The organism is Plantibacter sp. Leaf1, from assembly GCF_001421315.1.
Classification (GTDB): Bacteria; Actinomycetota; Actinomycetes; order Actinomycetales; family Microbacteriaceae; genus Plantibacter.
In genome coordinates this window covers 258,342-275,179 of sequence record NZ_LMJX01000002.1, presented here as the reverse complement: position 1 = coordinate 275,179, position 16,838 = coordinate 258,342, and the positions used below count along the sequence as shown (strand labels likewise).

The 16,838-nt window shown below is 70.1% G+C and carries 14 protein-coding genes and 1 pseudogene; all 15 read left to right on the top strand.

What is annotated here, in order from left to right; translation table 11 throughout:
* Window positions 1-47: 47 nt before the first annotated feature.
* Window positions 48-593: pseudogene (pyrR, locus tag ASE44_RS03530) on the top strand (bifunctional pyr operon transcriptional regulator/uracil phosphoribosyltransferase PyrR); the annotation flags it as partial.
* Window positions 590-1,549, top strand: a complete 960-nt coding sequence (locus ASE44_RS03525; RefSeq protein ID WP_056005773.1) for an aspartate carbamoyltransferase catalytic subunit — start codon at window positions 590-592, stop codon at window positions 1,547-1,549. The pseudogene pyrR and the gene ASE44_RS03525, both read left to right, overlap by 4 nt.
* Window positions 1,542-2,909, top strand: coding sequence for a dihydroorotase (locus tag ASE44_RS03520; protein ID WP_200921005.1), 1,368 nt, complete (start codon window positions 1,542-1,544; stop codon window positions 2,907-2,909). The genes ASE44_RS03525 and ASE44_RS03520 overlap by 8 nt, the downstream gene beginning before the upstream one ends.
* The gene (locus ASE44_RS03515) at window positions 2,909-3,502 is read left to right on the top strand and encodes a hypothetical protein (protein WP_056777475.1); all 594 of its coding nucleotides are present in this window, start codon (window positions 2,909-2,911) and stop codon (window positions 3,500-3,502) included. The genes ASE44_RS03520 and ASE44_RS03515 overlap by 1 nt, the downstream gene beginning before the upstream one ends.
* Complete coding sequence (carA, locus tag ASE44_RS03510) at window positions 3,499-4,665, top strand: glutamine-hydrolyzing carbamoyl-phosphate synthase small subunit (RefSeq protein ID WP_056777473.1); 1,167 nt, start codon at window positions 3,499-3,501, stop codon at window positions 4,663-4,665. The genes ASE44_RS03515 and carA overlap by 4 nt, the downstream gene beginning before the upstream one ends.
* Complete coding sequence (gene carB, locus ASE44_RS03505) at window positions 4,665-7,955, top strand: carbamoyl-phosphate synthase large subunit (RefSeq protein WP_056005762.1); 3,291 nt, start codon at window positions 4,665-4,667, stop codon at window positions 7,953-7,955. Before carA ends, carB begins: the two co-directional genes overlap by 1 nt.
* Window positions 7,952-8,797, top strand: a complete 846-nt coding sequence (pyrF, locus tag ASE44_RS03500) for an orotidine-5'-phosphate decarboxylase (protein ID WP_082455754.1) — start codon at window positions 7,952-7,954, stop codon at window positions 8,795-8,797. The genes carB and pyrF overlap by 4 nt, the downstream gene beginning before the upstream one ends.
* A gap of 28 nt (window positions 8,798-8,825) precedes the next feature.
* Window positions 8,826-9,704, top strand: coding sequence for a guanylate kinase (gmk, locus tag ASE44_RS03495; RefSeq protein WP_056005759.1), 879 nt, complete (start codon window positions 8,826-8,828; stop codon window positions 9,702-9,704).
* Between the two features lie 68 nt (window positions 9,705-9,772).
* On the top strand, window positions 9,773-10,030 hold the full coding sequence (rpoZ, locus tag ASE44_RS03490; protein ID WP_056005756.1) for a DNA-directed RNA polymerase subunit omega: 258 nt from the start codon (window positions 9,773-9,775) through the stop codon (window positions 10,028-10,030).
* Window positions 10,031-10,230: 200 nt separating this feature from the next.
* Complete coding sequence (gene metK / locus ASE44_RS03485; RefSeq protein WP_056777469.1) at window positions 10,231-11,424, top strand: methionine adenosyltransferase; 1,194 nt, start codon at window positions 10,231-10,233, stop codon at window positions 11,422-11,424.
* A gap of 2 nt (window positions 11,425-11,426) precedes the next feature.
* A complete protein-coding gene (locus ASE44_RS03480; RefSeq protein WP_056777467.1) occupies window positions 11,427-13,385 on the top strand; it encodes a hypothetical protein in 1,959 nt (652 codons plus the stop codon).
* A 28-nt stretch (window positions 13,386-13,413) separates the two neighbouring features.
* A complete protein-coding gene (gene fmt / locus ASE44_RS03475) occupies window positions 13,414-14,343 on the top strand; it encodes a methionyl-tRNA formyltransferase (protein WP_056780815.1) in 930 nt (309 codons plus the stop codon).
* Window positions 14,340-15,827 carry an RsmB/NOP family class I SAM-dependent RNA methyltransferase gene (locus tag ASE44_RS03470; protein ID WP_082455752.1) on the top strand — a complete coding sequence of 496 codons (1,488 nt, stop codon included), beginning with the start codon at window positions 14,340-14,342 and terminating at the stop codon, window positions 15,825-15,827. Before fmt ends, ASE44_RS03470 begins: the two co-directional genes overlap by 4 nt.
* A 10-nt stretch (window positions 15,828-15,837) precedes the next feature.
* Window positions 15,838-16,506, top strand: coding sequence for a ribulose-phosphate 3-epimerase (gene rpe / locus ASE44_RS03465; RefSeq protein WP_056777463.1), 669 nt, complete (start codon window positions 15,838-15,840; stop codon window positions 16,504-16,506).
* Window positions 16,507-16,572: 66 nt separating this feature from the next.
* Complete coding sequence (locus ASE44_RS03460; RefSeq protein WP_056005744.1) at window positions 16,573-16,836, top strand: phosphoribosyl-ATP diphosphatase; 264 nt, start codon at window positions 16,573-16,575, stop codon at window positions 16,834-16,836.
* Window positions 16,837-16,838 lie beyond the last annotated feature (2 nt).

Sequence of the window (16,838 nt, the reverse complement as noted above, 5' to 3'; positions counted from 1 at the left end):
TTGACCAAGACAACCTTTAAGACCGTCCAGAGAGGCGGAGAAGGGAGTCGGCGATGAGCGCACGTACCGTGCTGCACGAAGCTGACATCACGCGGGCGTTGACTCGGATCTCCCACGAGATCCTCGAGTCCAACCGCGGAGCTGACGACCTCGTCATCCTCGGCATCCCCACCCGCGGGGTCATCCTCGCGACACGGATCGCCGCCTCGATCTCCGCCATCTCCGGCGCGACCATCCGGTCTGGTGCCCTCGACGTCACGATGTACCGCGACGACCTGGCGAAGCACCCGACCCGTGCACCACAGCCGACGACGCTCCCACCGGAGGGCATCGACGGCCGCACGGTCGTCCTCGTCGACGACGTCTTGTACTCGGGGCGCACGATCCGCGCCGCTCTGGACGCCCTGACGGATCTCGGCCGCCCACGCGTCGTGCGGCTCGCCGCCCTCGTCGACCGCGGCCACCGCGAGCTCCCGATCCGACCCGACTTCGTCGGCAAGAACCTGCCGTCGTCGCAGGCGGAGCGCATCTACGTCAGGCTCACCGAATTCGACGGGGTCGACGCGGTCACGATCGAGGGGAGTGGCGAGTGAGGCACCTGCTGTCGACGAAGACGCTGACGCGCGACGAGGCGATCGAGATCCTCGACGTCGCCGAGGACATGGCCGACACGCAGTCGCGCGAGGTCAAGAAGCTGCCGACCCTCCGCGGCAAGACGGTCGTCAACCTGTTCTTCGAGGATTCGACCCGCACCAGGATCTCCTTCGAGGCGGCTGCGAAGCGGTTGTCGGCCGATGTGATCACCTTCAGCGCCAAGGGATCGAGCGTCTCGAAGGGCGAGAGCCTCAAGGACACCGCGCAGACCCTCGCCGCCATGCACGCCGACGCCGTCGTGATCCGGCACTCCGCCTCAGGGGCTCCGCAGACCCTCGCGGACAGCGGGTGGATCGACGCCGGCATCCTCAACGCGGGAGACGGGACGCACGAGCACCCGACGCAGGCCCTGCTGGACGCGTTCACGATGCGCAAGCGCATCCACGGTGGCGGGTCACGCGGCCGTGCGCTCGACGGCGTCGCGGTGACGATCGTCGGCGACATCCTCCACTCGCGGGTCGCCCGCTCGAACGTCTGGTTGCTGGACACCCTCGGCGCCGAGGTCACCCTCGTCGCCCCGCCGACGCTGCTCCCGGTGGACCTCGGCCCCTGGCCGGCGACCGTCCGCTACGACCTGGACGACGCCATCGCCCAGCGTCCCGACGTCCTGATGATGCTCCGGATCCAGTCCGAACGCATGCAGGCCGCCTTTTTCCCGAACAGCCGGGAGTATTCCAGACGCTGGGGGCTCGACGACGAACGGCTCGCGCGGCTCGACCCGGCTAGCATTGTCATGCACCCCGGACCGATGAACCGCGGACTGGAGATCTCGTCCGGGGCAGCCGACTCGCCCCAGTCGACCGTCCTCGAACAGGTCGCCAACGGGGTGTCGGTCCGGATGGCCGCGCTGTACCTGCTGCTGTCCGGCGATCGAGAGGAATCCACCCGTGTCTGAGCCCGTATCGAACCCCGACGTCACGCTGATCACCGGAGCGACCCTCGCCGACGGATCACGCACCGACCTCCTCCTCCGGGAGGGACGGATCGCGGAACTCGGCTCCGGCCTGAGCGCCTCGGGAGCCACCGTCGTCGACGCGGACGGCCTGCTGGCCCTGCCGGGACTCGTCGACCTCCACACGCATCTCCGCGAGCCCGGCTTCGAGCAGAGCGAGACGGTGCTCACCGGGACGCGTGCCGCGGCGGCCGGTGGCTTCACCGCGGTGTTCGCGATGGCCAACACCTCGCCGGTCGCCGACACGGCCGGGGTCGTCGAGCAGGAGCAGTCGCTCGGTGAACGCGCCGGCTACGCCACCGTGCAGCCGATCGGCGCTGTGACGGTCGGACTCGCGGGGGAGCGGCTCGCCGAACTCGGCGCGATGGCCTCCTCGCGTGCCAAGGTCCGCGTCTTCTCGGACGACGGCCTGTGTGTGTCCGACCCGCTGCTCATGCGTCGTGCGCTGGAGTACGTGAAGGCCTTCGACGGCGTCATCGCGCAGCATGCGCAGGAACCGCGGCTCACCGTCGGCGCACAGATGAACGAGGGCGCCCTCTCGGGTGAACTCGGTCTCACGGGCTGGCCGGCGGTCGCCGAGGAGTCGATCATCGCGCGGGATGTGCTCCTCGCCGAGCACGTCGGTTCCCGCCTGCACATCTGTCACGTCTCGACGGCCGGCTCCGTCGACGTCATCCGATGGGCCAAGGCCCGCGGCATCCCGGTCACCGCCGAAGTCACGCCGCACCACCTGCTGCTCACCGAGGAGTCCGTGGCGAGCTACGACGCCCGGTACAAGGTGAACCCTCCGCTGCGTCGGGCTGAAGACGTCCAAGCGCTGCGCGAGGCCCTCGCGGACGGCACGATCGACATCGTCGCGACGGACCACGCACCCCACCCGGTCGAAGCGAAGGACTGCGAGTGGGACGCCGCGGCGAACGGCATGGTGGGGCTGGAGTCCGCCCTCTCCGTCGTGCACGCGTCGATGGTGGCGACGGGGCTGCTCGACTGGAACGACGTCGCCCGGGTGCTGTCTGCGACGCCCGCGAGGATCGGGCGGATCACCGGTCAGGGGTCCCCGCTCGAGGTGGGTGCGCCCGCGGAACTCGTGCTGTACGACACCGCGGCCAGCCGGCCGTTCGGCACGGTCGACCTCGCCGGCAAGGGCGTGAACTCGCCCTACCTCGGCCTGGAGCTGCCCGGCCGGGTCATCGCGACCTTCCACCGGGGCTACGCGACCGTCCTGGAGGGCGCCGTGCTGCCGGCGGAGCAGGTCACGGCCGCCGCACGACGCGCCGCGCGCTCCGCCGAGGTCGAGCACTGATGGACGGACGCATCCTCGCCGCGCTCCTCGTCGCCGTCTTCCTCCTCGGCGTCCTCGCCCTCATGGCGCTCGCCTGGCGGCGTCGGGTCTCCCGCGACGCCCGGATCGGACCGCTCCCCGAGCTCCCCGACCCCCGTCCCGTCCCGTCCCTGACGGTCGAGGTCCTCTACGTCGCGACGTCGAAGCACGACCAGCCGCTGGAGCGCCTGGCCCTCGAAGGTCTGCGCTACCGCTCGCGGGTGACGCTCGAGCTCGGAGCCGCCGGTGTCGTCGTCGACGTCCCCGGGGAGCGGCCGACCTTCATCCCGGCGACGAGCATCGTCGGGCTCGACCAGACCAACCTTACGATCGACCGGGTCGTCGAGCCGGGCGGGCTCCTCCGTCTGAGCTGGCGCCCCGTCCCGTCGGTGATCGCCGACAGCACCTTCCGCGTCCTCGAGCAGGCCGACCGCGCCCGCATCATCGACGCCGTCACGAGCATCATCCCCGCCGCGGACGCCGGACTCCGGCCGACCGGCACCCCAGACACCGTCGGCGAGGCCTCCTCGACCGACGACCGCACCCCACCGCCTCACGAGAGGGCTCGACCATGACCTCCTTCACCCCACCCAGTCCAGCGGTACTCGTCCTCGAGGACGGCAACCGCTACGTCGGGCACGCCTATGGTGCCACCGGCCGCACGCTCGGCGAGGTCGTCTTCGCCACCGGCATGACCGGCTACCAGGAGACCCTGACCGACCCGTCCTACGCCGGCCAGATCGTCCTCATGACGGCGCCGCACATCGGCAACACCGGCGTCAACCGCGAGGACATGGAGTCCGCCCGCGTCTGGGTCGCCGGGTACGTGGTGCGCGACGCCTCCCGCGTCGTCTCCAACTTCCGCGCGGACCGCTCGCTCGACGACGAACTCGTCCAGGACGGTGTCGTGGGCATCAGCGGCATCGACACCCGTGCGGTGACCCGACACATCCGTTCCGCCGGCTCCATGCGCGGCGGCGTGTTCTCCGGGGAGGACTTCGAGCTCTCCGGCGCCGAGCAGCTCAGTCTCGTCCGCGCCGGTACGCAGATGGCCGGTCTCAACCTGTCCGGTCAGGTCTCCACCACCGAGCAGTACACCGTCGAGGCCGTGGGCGAGCGTGTCGGTTCCGTCGCGGTCCTCGACCTCGGCGTCAAGACCTCCACGCTCAACCACCTCGCCGCCCGCGGCTTCGACGTCGTGGTGCTGCCGCAGTCGGTGACCTCGGCCGAGGTCCTCGCGCTCGAGCCCTCCGCCCTGTTCTTCTCGAACGGCCCCGGCGACCCAGCCGCCAGCGACGCGCACGTCGCGCTCCTGCAGGACGTGCTCCGGGCAGGCGTGCCGTACTTCGGGATCTGCTTCGGCAACCAGCTGCTGGGCCGGGCGCTCGGCTTCGACACCTACAAGCTGCCCTTCGGCCACCGTGGGATCAACCAGCCGGTCCTCGACAAGGCGACCGGCCGGGTGGAGATCACCTCGCAGAACCACGGGTTCGCGGTCGACCTGCCCATCGAGGGCCGTCACGAGACGCCTGCCGGGTTCGGGCTCGCCGAGGTCAGCCACTACAGCCTGAACGATGAGGTCGTCGAGGGCATCAACTGCATCGACATCCCCGCCTTCTCGGTCCAGTACCACCCGGAGTCCGCCTCCGGTCCGCACGACGCGGTCTACCTGTTCGACCGGTTCCGCGATCTCGTGACCGGCCACGCCACCACTTCCAGCACCAAGGAGAACAACTAGTGCCCAAGCGCGACGACATCAACAGCGTCCTCGTCATCGGCTCCGGGCCGATCGTCATCGGGCAGGCCGCGGAGTTCGACTACTCGGGCACCCAGGCCTGCCGAGTCCTGCGAGAGGAGGGCGTCCGCGTCATCCTCGTCAACTCGAACCCGGCGACGATCATGACCGACCCCGACTTCGCCGACGCGACCTACGTCGAGCCGATCACGTGGCAGGTCATCGAGACGATCATCGCGAAGGAGAAGCCCGACGCCATCCTCCCGACGCTCGGCGGCCAGACGGCCCTGAACGCGGCGATCCAGCTCCACGAGCACGGGATCCTCGAGAAGTACGACGTCGAGCTCATCGGAGCGAACTTCGAGGCGATCAACAAGGGCGAGGACCGCCAGATCTTCAAGCAGCTCGTCCTCGACGCCGGCGCCGACGTGGCCCGCTCCTACATCGCCCACACGGTCGAGGAGGCCGTCGGCTACGCCGAGGACCTCGGCTACCCGCTCGTCGTCCGTCCCTCGTTCACCATGGGCGGTCTCGGCTCGGGCTTCGCGTACACCGAGGCTGAGCTCCGTCGCATCGTCGGCGACGGCCTCCACCAGAGCCCGACCACCGAGGTGCTCCTCGAGGAGTCGATCCTCGGTTGGAAGGAGTACGAGCTCGAACTCATGCGCGACACGGCGGACAACACCGTCGTCGTCTGCTCGATCGAGAACGTCGACCCCGTCGGTGTCCACACCGGAGACTCGATCACGGTGGCTCCCGCGCTGACGCTGACCGACCGCGAGTACCAGAAGCTCCGCGACATCGGCATCGACATCATCCGCGCGGTCGGTGTCGACACCGGTGGTTGCAACATCCAGTTCGCCGTGGACCCGGCCGACGGCCGCATCATCGTCATCGAGATGAACCCGCGCGTCTCGCGCTCGAGCGCCCTCGCCTCGAAGGCGACCGGCTTCCCGATCGCGAAGATCGCGGCGAAGCTGGCCATCGGTTACCGTCTCGACGAGATCCCGAACGACATCACCAAGGTCACCCCGGCGAGCTTCGAGCCCACGCTCGACTACGTCGTCGTCAAGGTCCCGCGGTTCGCGTTCGAGAAGTTCCCGGCCGCGGACCCGACGCTGACCACCACCATGAAGTCGGTGGGCGAGGCGATGGCCATCGGCCGCAACTACGCCACGGCCCTCCAGAAGGCGCTCCGCTCGCTCGAGAAGCGCGGCTCCAGCTTCCACTGGGGCGAGGAGTCACGCAGCGCCGACGAGCTGCTCGAGATCTCGAAGACGCCCACCGACGGCCGTATCGTCGTGGTCCAGCAGGCGCTCCGGAAGGGTGCGACCGCCGAGCAGGTCTTCGAGGCGACCAAGATCGACCCGTGGTTCATCGATCAGATCGTCCTCATCAACGACGTCGCCGACTGGATCGCCGCGGCCGAACGCCTCGACACCGAGGTGCTTCGGACCGCCAAGAACCACGGCTTCTCCGACGCGCAGATCGGTCAGCTCCGCGGCTTCGGCGAGCAGGAGGTGCGCGAGGTCCGCCACATCCTCGGCGTGCGTCCGGTCTACAAGACGGTCGACACCTGCGCCGGGGAGTTCCCCGCCCTCACGCCGTACCACTACTCCAGCTACGACACGGAGACCGAGGTGGTCGCGAGCGACCGCCGCAAGGTCGTCATCCTCGGCTCCGGGCCGAACCGGATCGGTCAGGGCATCGAGTTCGACTACTCCTGTGTGCACGCCTCGTTCGCGCTGCAGGCCGCCGGCTTCGAGACCATCATGATCAACTGCAACCCCGAGACGGTCTCCACGGACTACGACACGAGCGACCGCCTGTACTTCGAGCCGCTCACACTCGAAGACGTGCTCGAGGTCATCCACGCGGAGAGCGAGTCCGGCGAGCTCGTCGGGGTCGTCGTCCAGCTGGGCGGCCAGACGGCACTCGGCCTCGCGAAGGGGCTTGAAGCCGCCGGAGTCCCGATCCTCGGCACCACGCCGACCGCCATCGACCTCGCCGAGGAGCGCGGACAGTTCCAGCAGATCCTCGACGCCGCCGGGCTCGTCGCACCGAAGAACGGCACCGCGGTCGAGATCGAGGGCGCGCTCCGGGTCGCCGAGGAGATCGGCTACCCGGTCCTCGTGCGTCCGAGCTTCGTCCTCGGCGGTCGCGGCATGGAGATCATCTACGACAGCGCTTCGCTGACGGACTACTTCGTGCGCATCGAGGACCAGGGCATCGTTGGCCCGGCGCAGCCGCTGCTCGTGGACCACTTCCTCGACGACGCGATCGAGATCGACGTGGACGCCCTGTTCGACGGTGAGGAACTCTACATCGGCGGTGTCATGGAGCACATCGAGGAGGCCGGGATCCACTCGGGCGACTCCAGCTGCACCCTGCCACCGGTCTCCCTCGGCCGTGCCGAGATCGACCGGGTCCGTACCGCAACGCTCGCGATCGCCCAGGGGATCGGGGTCCGTGGCCTGCTCAACGTGCAGTTCGCCATCGGCGCCGGCATCCTCTACGTCATCGAGGCCAACCCACGGGCGTCCCGCACCGTGCCGTTCGTCTCGAAGGCGCTCGGTATCCCGCTGGCGAAGGCCGCGTCCCTCATCATGACGGGCGCCACGGTCGCCGAGCTCAAGGACTCGGGGCTCCTACCCCCGGTCGACGGGTCGCGCGTGCCGATCGACTCCCCGGTGTCGGTGAAGGAGGCCGTGCTGCCCTTCAAGCGGTTCCGAACGAAGGACGGCCAGATCGTCGACAGCGTCCTCGGGCCGGAGATGCGCTCCACCGGTGAGGTCATGGGCATCGACAAGGACTTCCCGCGCGCTTTCGCGAAGAGCCAGGAGGCGGCCTACGGCGGTCTGCCCTCGAGCGGCACGGTGTTCGTCTCGGTCTCCGACCGCGACAAGCGCTCGATCATCCTGCCGGTGCTCCGCCTGCAGCAGCTCGGCTTCGACATCCTCGCCACCGACGGCACGGCGGAGGTCCTGAACCGGAACGGCATCAGCGCGCGGACGGTGCGCAAGTACAGCGAGACCACCGCAGCGGGGGAGGACGACTCGATCGTCGACCTGATCAACCGCGACGAGGTCGACATGGTCATCAACACGCCGAGTGGCCGATCCGCCCGCGCGGACGGCTACGAGATCCGCGCGGCAGCCGTCGCAGCGGACAAGCCGCTCTTCACGACGATCGCGCAGTTGACGGCCGCTGTCGGCTCCTTCGAGGCACTCGGCGGGGGCTTCGAGGTCCGGTCCCTTCAGGAGTACGCACTCGATCGGGCTGCACGCTCGTGACGGCTTCGTTCGGAACCCGACTGGACGAGGTCTTCGTCCGGTCGGGCCGGCTCTGCGTCGGCATCGATCCGCACCGCTTCCTGCTCGAGGCATGGGGGCTGCCCGACACCGCCGCCGGCGCCGGGGCCTTCGGGCTCGCCGTCGTCGAGGCGTCGGCGGGCCGGGCCGGCATCGTGAAACCGCAGGTGGCGTTCTTCGAACGGTTCGGGTCGGCGGGCTACGTCGCGCTGGAAGGTGTCCTCGCCGCAGCACGCGACGCCGGACTCCTCGTGATCGGCGATGCCAAGCGTGGCGAGATCGGGACGAGCATGGAGGGGTACGCCGAGGCCTGGCTGACCCCGGGTTCCCCGCTCGAAGTCGACGCGCTCACCGTGAACCCGTACCTGGGTTTCGGCTCGCTCCAGCCGGCGCTCGAGCTCGCCGAACACGAGGGCAAGGGATTGTTCGTGCTGACGGCGACCTCGAATCCCGAGGGACGCGACGTCCAGCTCGCCGAGGACCGCGCAGGCCTCACGGTCGCAGCGTCGATGCTCGGCGAGATCGACCACTGGAACGCGAGACATCACCCAGGGTCGACGGGTTCGATCGGTGCCGTCATCGGTGCCACGCTCCGTCTGGAGGAGTTCGGCATGACGGCGGTGCCGACCCGATCGGTCGTCCCGATCCTCGCTCCCGGCTTCGGCCATCAGGGTGCAGCGGTCGCCGACCTCGAATCCATCTACGGTGACCTCGCTCCAGGCGTCATCGTCTCCGAGTCCCGCAGCATCCTCGCCGCCGGGCCGTCGGGGATCGCGGACGCCGTCGAGCGCTCCGCCGACGCCGTGAGGAGCGCCCGTGGTTGACCAGGAACCGGACCAGCGCGCGAGGAGCATGCCGGAGGTCGACCGGGCAGCGGCCTCCCGGGAGGCCGTCCGCAAGCGACGTGCCCGTGCCACCGTCAAGGCCTCCATCGCCTCGGGCGCGCGCACGCCGCTCGAGGTCCTCGACGCCGCGACGGCGGATCCCGACGGCATCGAAGGAGGCGTCCGCGTCACCGAGTACCTCCTCAGCATCCCGAGCGTCGGGGTCACGAAGCTCGGGCGCATCCTCGAATCGCTCGGCATCTCCTCCGTCAAACGTCTCGGCGGACTCGGCCGACTGCAGCGGGAACGCCTCCGCGCGTTCATCGCGGAACGGTACCCGGGCACGGCCCGCAGCCGACTCGTAGTGCTCGCCGGCCCGACGGCCGTCGGTAAGGGGACCGTCGCGGCCTACATCCGCGACCACTACCCGGAGGTGCACCTCTCCGTCTCCGCCACGACGCGGAAGCCGCGCCCGGGCGAACAACACGAGGTCAACTACTACTTCGTGGACGACGACGAGTTCGACGGGCTCATCGCCGGCGACCGGCTCCTCGAGTACGCGACGGTGCACAACGCCTACCGGTACGGCACGCCGCGCGAGCCGATCGAGCGTGCCCTCGCCGCCGGAGACAGCGCGCTCCTGGAGATCGACATCCAGGGTGCCAGGCAGGTCAGAGCGGCGATGCCGGAGGCGACCCTCGTCTTCCTCCTGCCTCCGAGCTGGGACGAACTCGTCCGTCGGCTCGTGGGGCGAGGCACCGAGGACGAGGAGGAACGGGAGCGTAGACTGCGCACCGCGAAGGTCGAACTGGCCGCTGCGGACGAGTTCGACCACCGTGTCGTGAACGACGACGTGGCCCGTGCGGCCCAAGAGGTCGTAGACTTGATGAAGATTCACGGGGATTGACGTCCGACGCGCACCCCGCATCGATCAGATCTTCCCCGAACACAACCACACGAGGAGTGTGAACCTGCATGGCTGACAAGCTCAAGGGCATCATCGATCCGCCCATCGACTCCCTGCTCACCAAGGTCGAGTCCAAGTACGCGCTCGTGATCTTCGCGTCCAAGCGCGCGCGCCAGATCAACGACTACTACGCCGACCTCCACGAGGGCAGCCTGTTCGACAACGTCGGGCCGCTGGTCGACTCGTCCGTCGAGGACAAGCCGCTCTCCATCGCGATGCACGAGATCAACGAGGACAAGCTCCAGATCAAGCCGATCGCCGAGTAGCACCCTCACCACGACGAATCCGCCGGGCGCCAGACGACCGGCGGATTCGTCGTGTCCGGGCAGGCGTACCGCCGACGACGTCTCGCGTCACGGACGGATGCCACGTCGGAGGCCTGGGCTAGAGTGATGAAGGCTCTGGCCTCGACGTCTGCGACGGCCGCCCCTCCACCTCCGCTCCACCACTTCCGACGGGAGACCGCATGACCGAGCTGCGCCTGTTCACCTCCGAATCCGTGACCGAGGGCCACCCCGACAAGATCTGCGACCAGATCTCGGACAGCATCCTCGACGCACTCCTCCAGGTGGATCCGCGCAGTCGAGTCGCCGTCGAGACACTCGTCACCACCGGTCTCGTCCACGTCGCCGGCGAGGTCTCCACGAGCGGCTACGTCGACATCCCGACGATCGTCCGCGAGCGCATCCGCTCCATCGGATACACCTCGTCGGACATCGGCTTCGACGGGGACTCCTGCGGGGTCAGCGTGTCGATCGGCTCCCAGTCCGCCGACATCGCCGCAGGAGTCGATCACGCCTTCGAGTCCCGCGAGCAGTCCAGCGTGGACGCCTACGACCTCCAGGGCGCCGGCGACCAGGGCATCATGTTCGGGTTCGCGACGACCGAGACGCCGCAGTACATGCCGCTGCCCAGCTGGATCGCGCACCGGCTCGCGGAGCGACTCGCCGAGGTCCGCAAGTCGGGCCAGCTCGACTACCTGCGCCCGGACGGCAAGACCCAGGTCACGATCGGGTACGACGGTTTCCTGCCGAAGACCGTCGAGACGGTGGTGGTCTCCACGCAGCACAACCCCGGCGTCTCGACCGAACAGCTGCGCCGCGACGTCCAGCGCCACGTCATCGAGCCGGTCCTCGCGACGGTCGAACTCGACAGCTCGAACGTCACTCACCTGATCAACCCGACCGGTATCTTCGTCGTCGGCGGCCCCATGGGCGACGCCGGCCTCACCGGACGCAAGATCATCATCGACACCTATGGTGGTGCCGCGCGTCATGGCGGGGGAGCGTTCAGCGGCAAGGACCCGTCGAAGGTCGACCGTTCGGCCGCGTACGCCATGCGATGGGTCGCGAAGAACGCCGTGGCCGCCGGATTCGCCGAGCGACTCGAGGTGCAGGTCGCCTACGCCATCGGCAAGGCGGCGCCGGTCGGACTCTACGTCGAGACGTTCGGGACGGCGCACGTGCCCGAAGCCGACATCACGCGTGCCATCCGGGACGTCTTCGACCTCCGGCCCGCCGCGATCATCGCCGACCTCGACCTCATCCGGCCCATCTACGCCGCCACCGCCGCCTACGGGCACTTCGGCCGCGAGCTCCCCGACTTCACCTGGGAGCGTCTCGACCGGGTGGAGGCGTTGCGGTCAGCAGCCGGGCTCTAGTCGTGGCAGGCGCGAGGGTCGCCAGGGTGGTGCTCGACTCGCCGTTGCCGCAGCTCGACCACCTGTTCGACTACGCCGTGCCCGCCGAGCTCGCCGACGACGCGGTGCTCGGTGCCCGGGTGACGGTCCCGTTCCGGTCGGCAGGGAGATCGGCGAACGGGTTCATCGTCGACCTCACGGACTCGAGCGAGTTCAGTGGGACGCTCAGTCCGGTGCAGTCGGTCGTGTCGTCGGTGCCGGTGCTGACCCCGGCCTTGTGGACGCTGGCGCGTCGCGTCGCCGATCGCAGCGCCGGCAGCGCGATGGACGTCCTGCGCCTCGCGATCCCGCCGAGGCAGGTCCGGGTGGAGAAGACCTGGGCCGCGACCACGCCGCCGGAACCCGCCGCCGTGGAGCGACGCACCGTCCCAGGTTTCGCTCCCGGCACACTCGACCGGGTCGAGCCTGGCGAGCGGTACGCGGTCACGGCGATCCCGGCGTTGACGGCCACGTCCACGGGCACATCGCTGCCCGACTGGTCCTTCACCTTCGCAGCCCTCGCGGTGAACCAACTCGCCGCAGGGCGCAGCACGATCCTCGCCGTGCCCGACTATCGCGACGTCGAGCACCTCCTGGCCGCGCTGGAGGACCTCGGGGCCGGGTCCGCGGTCGCGCGGGCCGATGCGAAGCAGACCCCCGCGGCGCGGTACCGCTCCTACCTGGACGGCCTGCACCCCGTGCCCCGGATCGTGGTGGGCAACCGTTCGGCCGTGTACGCGCCCGCGCACGACCTCGGCCTCATCGCCCTCTGGGACGACGGGGATCCACTCCATCAGGAGCAGCTCGCCCCGTACGTACACGCCCGCGACGTCGCCCTGACGAGGCAGGAGATGAGCGGCGCCGCGCTCGTCTTCGCCGCCCATTCGCGGAGTACCGAGACGCAGCGTCTGGTCGAGCTCGGGTGGTTGCGCGAGGTGTCACCGACACCCCCCGTCCGTCCGCGGGTGGTCGTGTCCCGAGCGAGTGGCGACGACGCCATGACGAGCCAGGCCCGCATCCCGTCGAGCGCGTGGCGGGCCGTCGACGAGGCATTGCACCACGGTCCCGTGCTGGTGCAGGTGGCGCGTCCCGGATACGCGCCGCATCTCGCCTGCCGCCGTTGCGGGACGAGGGTCCACTGCTCGGTGTGTCACGGTCCACTCCTCCTGGCGACGGCGCGGTCACAGCCTTCCTGCCGTTGGTGTGGTCACCTCGCAACCGGGTGGTCGTGCGAGACGTGCCACGACACCGCGTTCCGCGTCACGGCGGCAGGGACGGGCCGGACCGCCGAGGAACTCGGTCGTGCCTTCCCCCGATACCGGGTCGTGGTGTCCGACGGCGATGCACCGAAGCTCGAGGTGGGGTCGGAACCGGCCCTGGTGATCGCGACGCGGGGTGCCGAGCCGATCGCGGACGGCGGGTACGCCGCCGTGCTCCTGGTCGACGCCGACCGCATGCTCGCACGTGAGTCGCTCCGCGTGGCCGAGGACTGCCTCCGATGGTGGTCGAACGCCGCCGCGCTGGCGGCGCCACGCGCTCCGGTGCTGCTCATCGGCGTCGAAGCGCCGGTCGCGAACGCCCTCGCCCTCTGGCAGCAGCCACGGTTCGCGAGCGAAGAACTCGCCGAACGCCGCGAGCTCGGCTTCCCACCGGCGGTCAGGAGTGCGACCCTCACCGGCACCCGCGAGGCGGTCGACGCCGCCCTCGCCGGCCTGCCGCCGGAGTACCGGAGCCGAGTCCTCGGCCCCACGGTCGACGACGCGGGGGAGACCGTCGCGATCCTCCGCGTCGACTACGGGCACGCCCGTGCGGTCGCCGAGCAGTTGCGCGCGACCGTCGTCGCCCAAGCGGCGAAGCGCCGACGACCGACCCCCGGCAGGCGGGCGCCGAAGGCCCCGCCTACACTCAGAGTACGATTCGACGATCCGGAGATGCTGTCATGATCCACCCCGACCACGAATGCCGAACCGCGTGAGGCTCGTCTTCGCCGGCACCCCGACCGTAGCCGTTCCGACCCTCGAGGCACTCGTCGAAGCCGGGCACGAGATCGCCGCCGTGGTGACCCGTCCCGACGCGCCGATCGGTCGTAAACGCGTCCTCACACCGTCACCCGTCGCCGCGGCCGCCGAGCGCCTCGGGCTCGACGTCGTCCGCGCCGCCAAGCTCGACGACGAGGCGACCGCCCAGATCTCGGCCCTGCGTCCTGACCTCGGTGTCATCGTCGCGTACGGCGGGCTCGTGCGTGAACCGCTCCTGTCGGCGCCCGAGCACGGGTGGATCAATCTGCACTTCTCCCTCCTGCCGGCCTGGCGCGGAGCGGCGCCCGTCCAACGATCCGTGATGGCCGGGGACCAGGTCACCGGGGCATCGGTCTTCCGGCTCGTGCCGGCGCTCGACGCCGGCGACGTCTTCGCGACGATCGAGACGCCCATCGGCTTGGGGGAGACCGCAGGGCGCCTCCTCGACCGCCTCGCGGACCTCGGGGCACCGCTGACGGTGGACGTCGTCGCCGCGATCGCCTCTGGCACCGCCGTCGCCGTCCCACAGGAAGGACAGCCCACGCTCGCGCCGAAGCTCGACGGCCTCGCCGGCCGCATCCAGTGGGACCGCCCCGGTTCCGAGGTGTGGTCGCACATCCGAGGGGTCACGCCGGAGCCCGGTGCGTACACCCTCGTCGACGACGCACGGTTGAAGGTGCACGCCGCCGCCCCGGCCCCCGACCTCCCGATCGACCCGCCGGCTCCCGGCACGATCGTCGAGTTCGACGGTCTGATCCTCGTGGGGACCCTCGACACCCCACTCCAGCTGCTCCAGGTACAGCCGGCCGGACGGACCGCCATGCCGGCCGCCGACTGGTGGAGGGGTGCCGCCAACGGCACGGATCGGCTGGTGACCGCATGAGCGCTCAGCAACCCGACGGCAGACCACGCCGCGACCGACGTCCACAGAGCGAGGAGCCACGACGGGGTCGGCAGCGTCCGACCCGGCCGCGCGACTCGTCGACCGTGCAGCCCGCCCGCCGGGTCGCCTTCGACGTCGTCCACGCGGTCAGCACCTCCGACGCGTACGCGAACCTCCTGCTCCCGCACCGTCTCGCGGAGGCGAAGCTGAATCCGGCCGACGCCGGACTCGCCACCGAGCTGACCTACGGGACGCTCCGTCGTCGTGGCTACTACGACCGGGTGATCGCGCTCGTCGCGAAGCGACCGGTCACGGAGATCGACGACGCGATCCTCGACGTCCTCCGGCTCGGCGCGCATCAGCTCCTCTCCATGCGTGTCGCCGGCCATGCCGCGGTGAACGAGTCGGTCGAACTCGCACGCTCGGCCGGGTCGCGGTCGGCCGCCGGATTCACCAACGGTGTGCTCCGCACCATCTCGCGGACCGAACCCGCCGAGTGGGAACGTCTCCTCCTCGACGAGGCCACGAACGACACCGATCGCCTCGCCATCGCGACCGCCCACCCCTCGTGGGTCGTCCGGGCGATCCGCCAGTCCCTGGACCTCCAGGGCCACGGCGACGAACTCGAAGCCGCCCTCGACGCCGACAACCTCGCGCCGCAGGTCAACCTCGTCGCGCTGCCGGGCCTCGCCGAACGGCCGACGGACGCCGAGCCCAACCGGTTCTCGCCCTACGGGTTCCGGAGCCCCGGCGGAGACCCGGTCCAGCTCGTCGGCACCGGCGGCGGTCGTCTCCGGGTGCAGGACGAAGGCTCGCAGCTCGCGGCACTCGCCCTCACCCGGGCTGAGCCGGTCACGGCCGGCGAACGCTGGCTCGACCTCTGCGCAGGACCCGGCGGGAAAGCGGCGCTCTTGGCCGCCGAGGCCCTGGCCGGGGGAGCACACCTCGACGCGAACGAACTCGTCCCCGCTCGGGCACGCCTCGTCGAGCGCGCACTCGCCGGTGTCCCGCTCGAGGTGGAGGTGTCGACCGCCGACGGTGCGACGCTCGCGGCCTCACGTCCGGAGGGGTACGACCGCATCCTCCTCGACGCCCCCTGCACGGGCCTCGGTGCGTTGCGTCGACGACCGGAGGCGCGCTGGCGGAAGACCCCGAAGGACGTCGCCGACCTGACCCGTCTCCAATCGTCGCTCCTCGACGCCGCGATCCTGGCGCTCGCCCCCGGTGGCATCGTCGCGTACGTGACGTGCTCGCCGCACGTCGCCGAGACCGCCCTCATCGTGGAGAGCGCCCTCCGCGCCCACCCCACGATGGAACGGCTCGACACGGCCGAGATCCTCGACCGGGTCACGGTGGAACCGCTCGACGCAGCCGCCCCCGGTGGCGCCGTGCAGCTCTGGCCGCACCGGCAGGGGACCGACGCCATGTTCATCGCGCTGCTGCGGAAGCCCGCGGCGGCGGCCGAACCCACTGTCGATCGCTAGGCTCGATCACATGTCCGTGCGTATCAACCCGAGCATCCTGTCCGCCGACTTCGTGAACCTCCAGACCGATCTGGAGCGGATCGCCACCGCCGACCTCGTCCATGTCGACGTCATGGACAACCACTTCGTCCCGAACCTCACCTTCGGCACGCAGATGGTCGGACGGATCCAGGACGTCTCGCCGATCCCGCTCGACGTCCACCTCATGATCTCGGACGCCGACCGCTGGGCTCCCGGCTACGCCGAGCTCGGCGCCTACTCGGTGACGTTCCACGCCGAGGCGGCCACCGACCCCGTCGCCCTGGCCAGGCGCCTGCGCTCCATCGGAGCGCGCGCCGGGATCGCCGTGAAGCCGGGCACGTCCATCGAGCCGTACCTCGAGCTGCTGCCGGAGTTCGACCAGGTGCTCGTCATGACGGTCGAACCGGGCTTCGGCGGGCAGTCGTTCATGCCGGAGACCATGCCCAAACTGCGCGCGCTCTCCGCCGAGGTCGCGCGGACCGGTCTCGACGTCTGGCTGCAGGTCGACGGTGGGATCTCCGCGGACACGATCGGGATCGCCGCGGAAGCCGGTGCGGACACCTTCGTCGCGGGGTCTGCGGTCTACAGCGGGTCCGACCCGGCAGCGAACATCGCGCTGCTGCGGGCCGCCGCCGAGGCGTCGACGCACAGCCACTGAGCCCGCGACCCGCTCCGTCCACCCCGGCGGCGCGCACCCCCGCCCGGAACCGGTACCCTGGAGCACGTGAAAACCTTCGACGAGCTGTTCGACGAGCTGCGCCAGAAGGCCGAGTCCCGGCCTGAGGGGTCCGGCACGGTCCGCGAACTCGACACCGGCGTGCACGGCATCGGGAAGAAGATCGTCGAAGAGGCGGCCGAGGTCTGGATGGCGGCCGAGTACCAGAGCGACACCGAGACGGCCGAGGAGATCTCCCAGCTGATCTACCACGTGCAGGTGATGATGGTGGCGAAGGGCCTCACCCCCGCCGACGTCTACCGACATCTGTAGGC

What these genes read in the sequence shown, in the direction of transcription:
- metK (WP_056777469.1), top strand. Translation starts at nt 10,231, where the DNA reads ATGACCGAGCTGCGCCTGTTCACCTCCGAATCCGTGACCGAGGGCCAC.
- carA (WP_056777473.1), top strand. Translation starts at nt 3,499, where the DNA reads ATGACCTCCTTCACCCCACCCAGTCCAGCGGTACTCGTCCTCGAGGAC.
- ASE44_RS03515 (WP_056777475.1), top strand. Translation starts at nt 2,909, where the DNA reads ATGGACGGACGCATCCTCGCCGCGCTCCTCGTCGCCGTCTTCCTCCTC.
- rpe (WP_056777463.1), top strand. Translation starts at nt 15,838, where the DNA reads ATGTCCGTGCGTATCAACCCGAGCATCCTGTCCGCCGACTTCGTGAAC.
- rpoZ (WP_056005756.1), top strand. Translation starts at nt 9,773, where the DNA reads ATGGCTGACAAGCTCAAGGGCATCATCGATCCGCCCATCGACTCCCTG.
- gmk (WP_056005759.1), top strand. Translation starts at nt 8,826, where the DNA reads ATGCCGGAGGTCGACCGGGCAGCGGCCTCCCGGGAGGCCGTCCGCAAG.
- ASE44_RS03470 (WP_082455752.1), top strand. Translation starts at nt 14,340, where the DNA reads ATGAGCGCTCAGCAACCCGACGGCAGACCACGCCGCGACCGACGTCCA.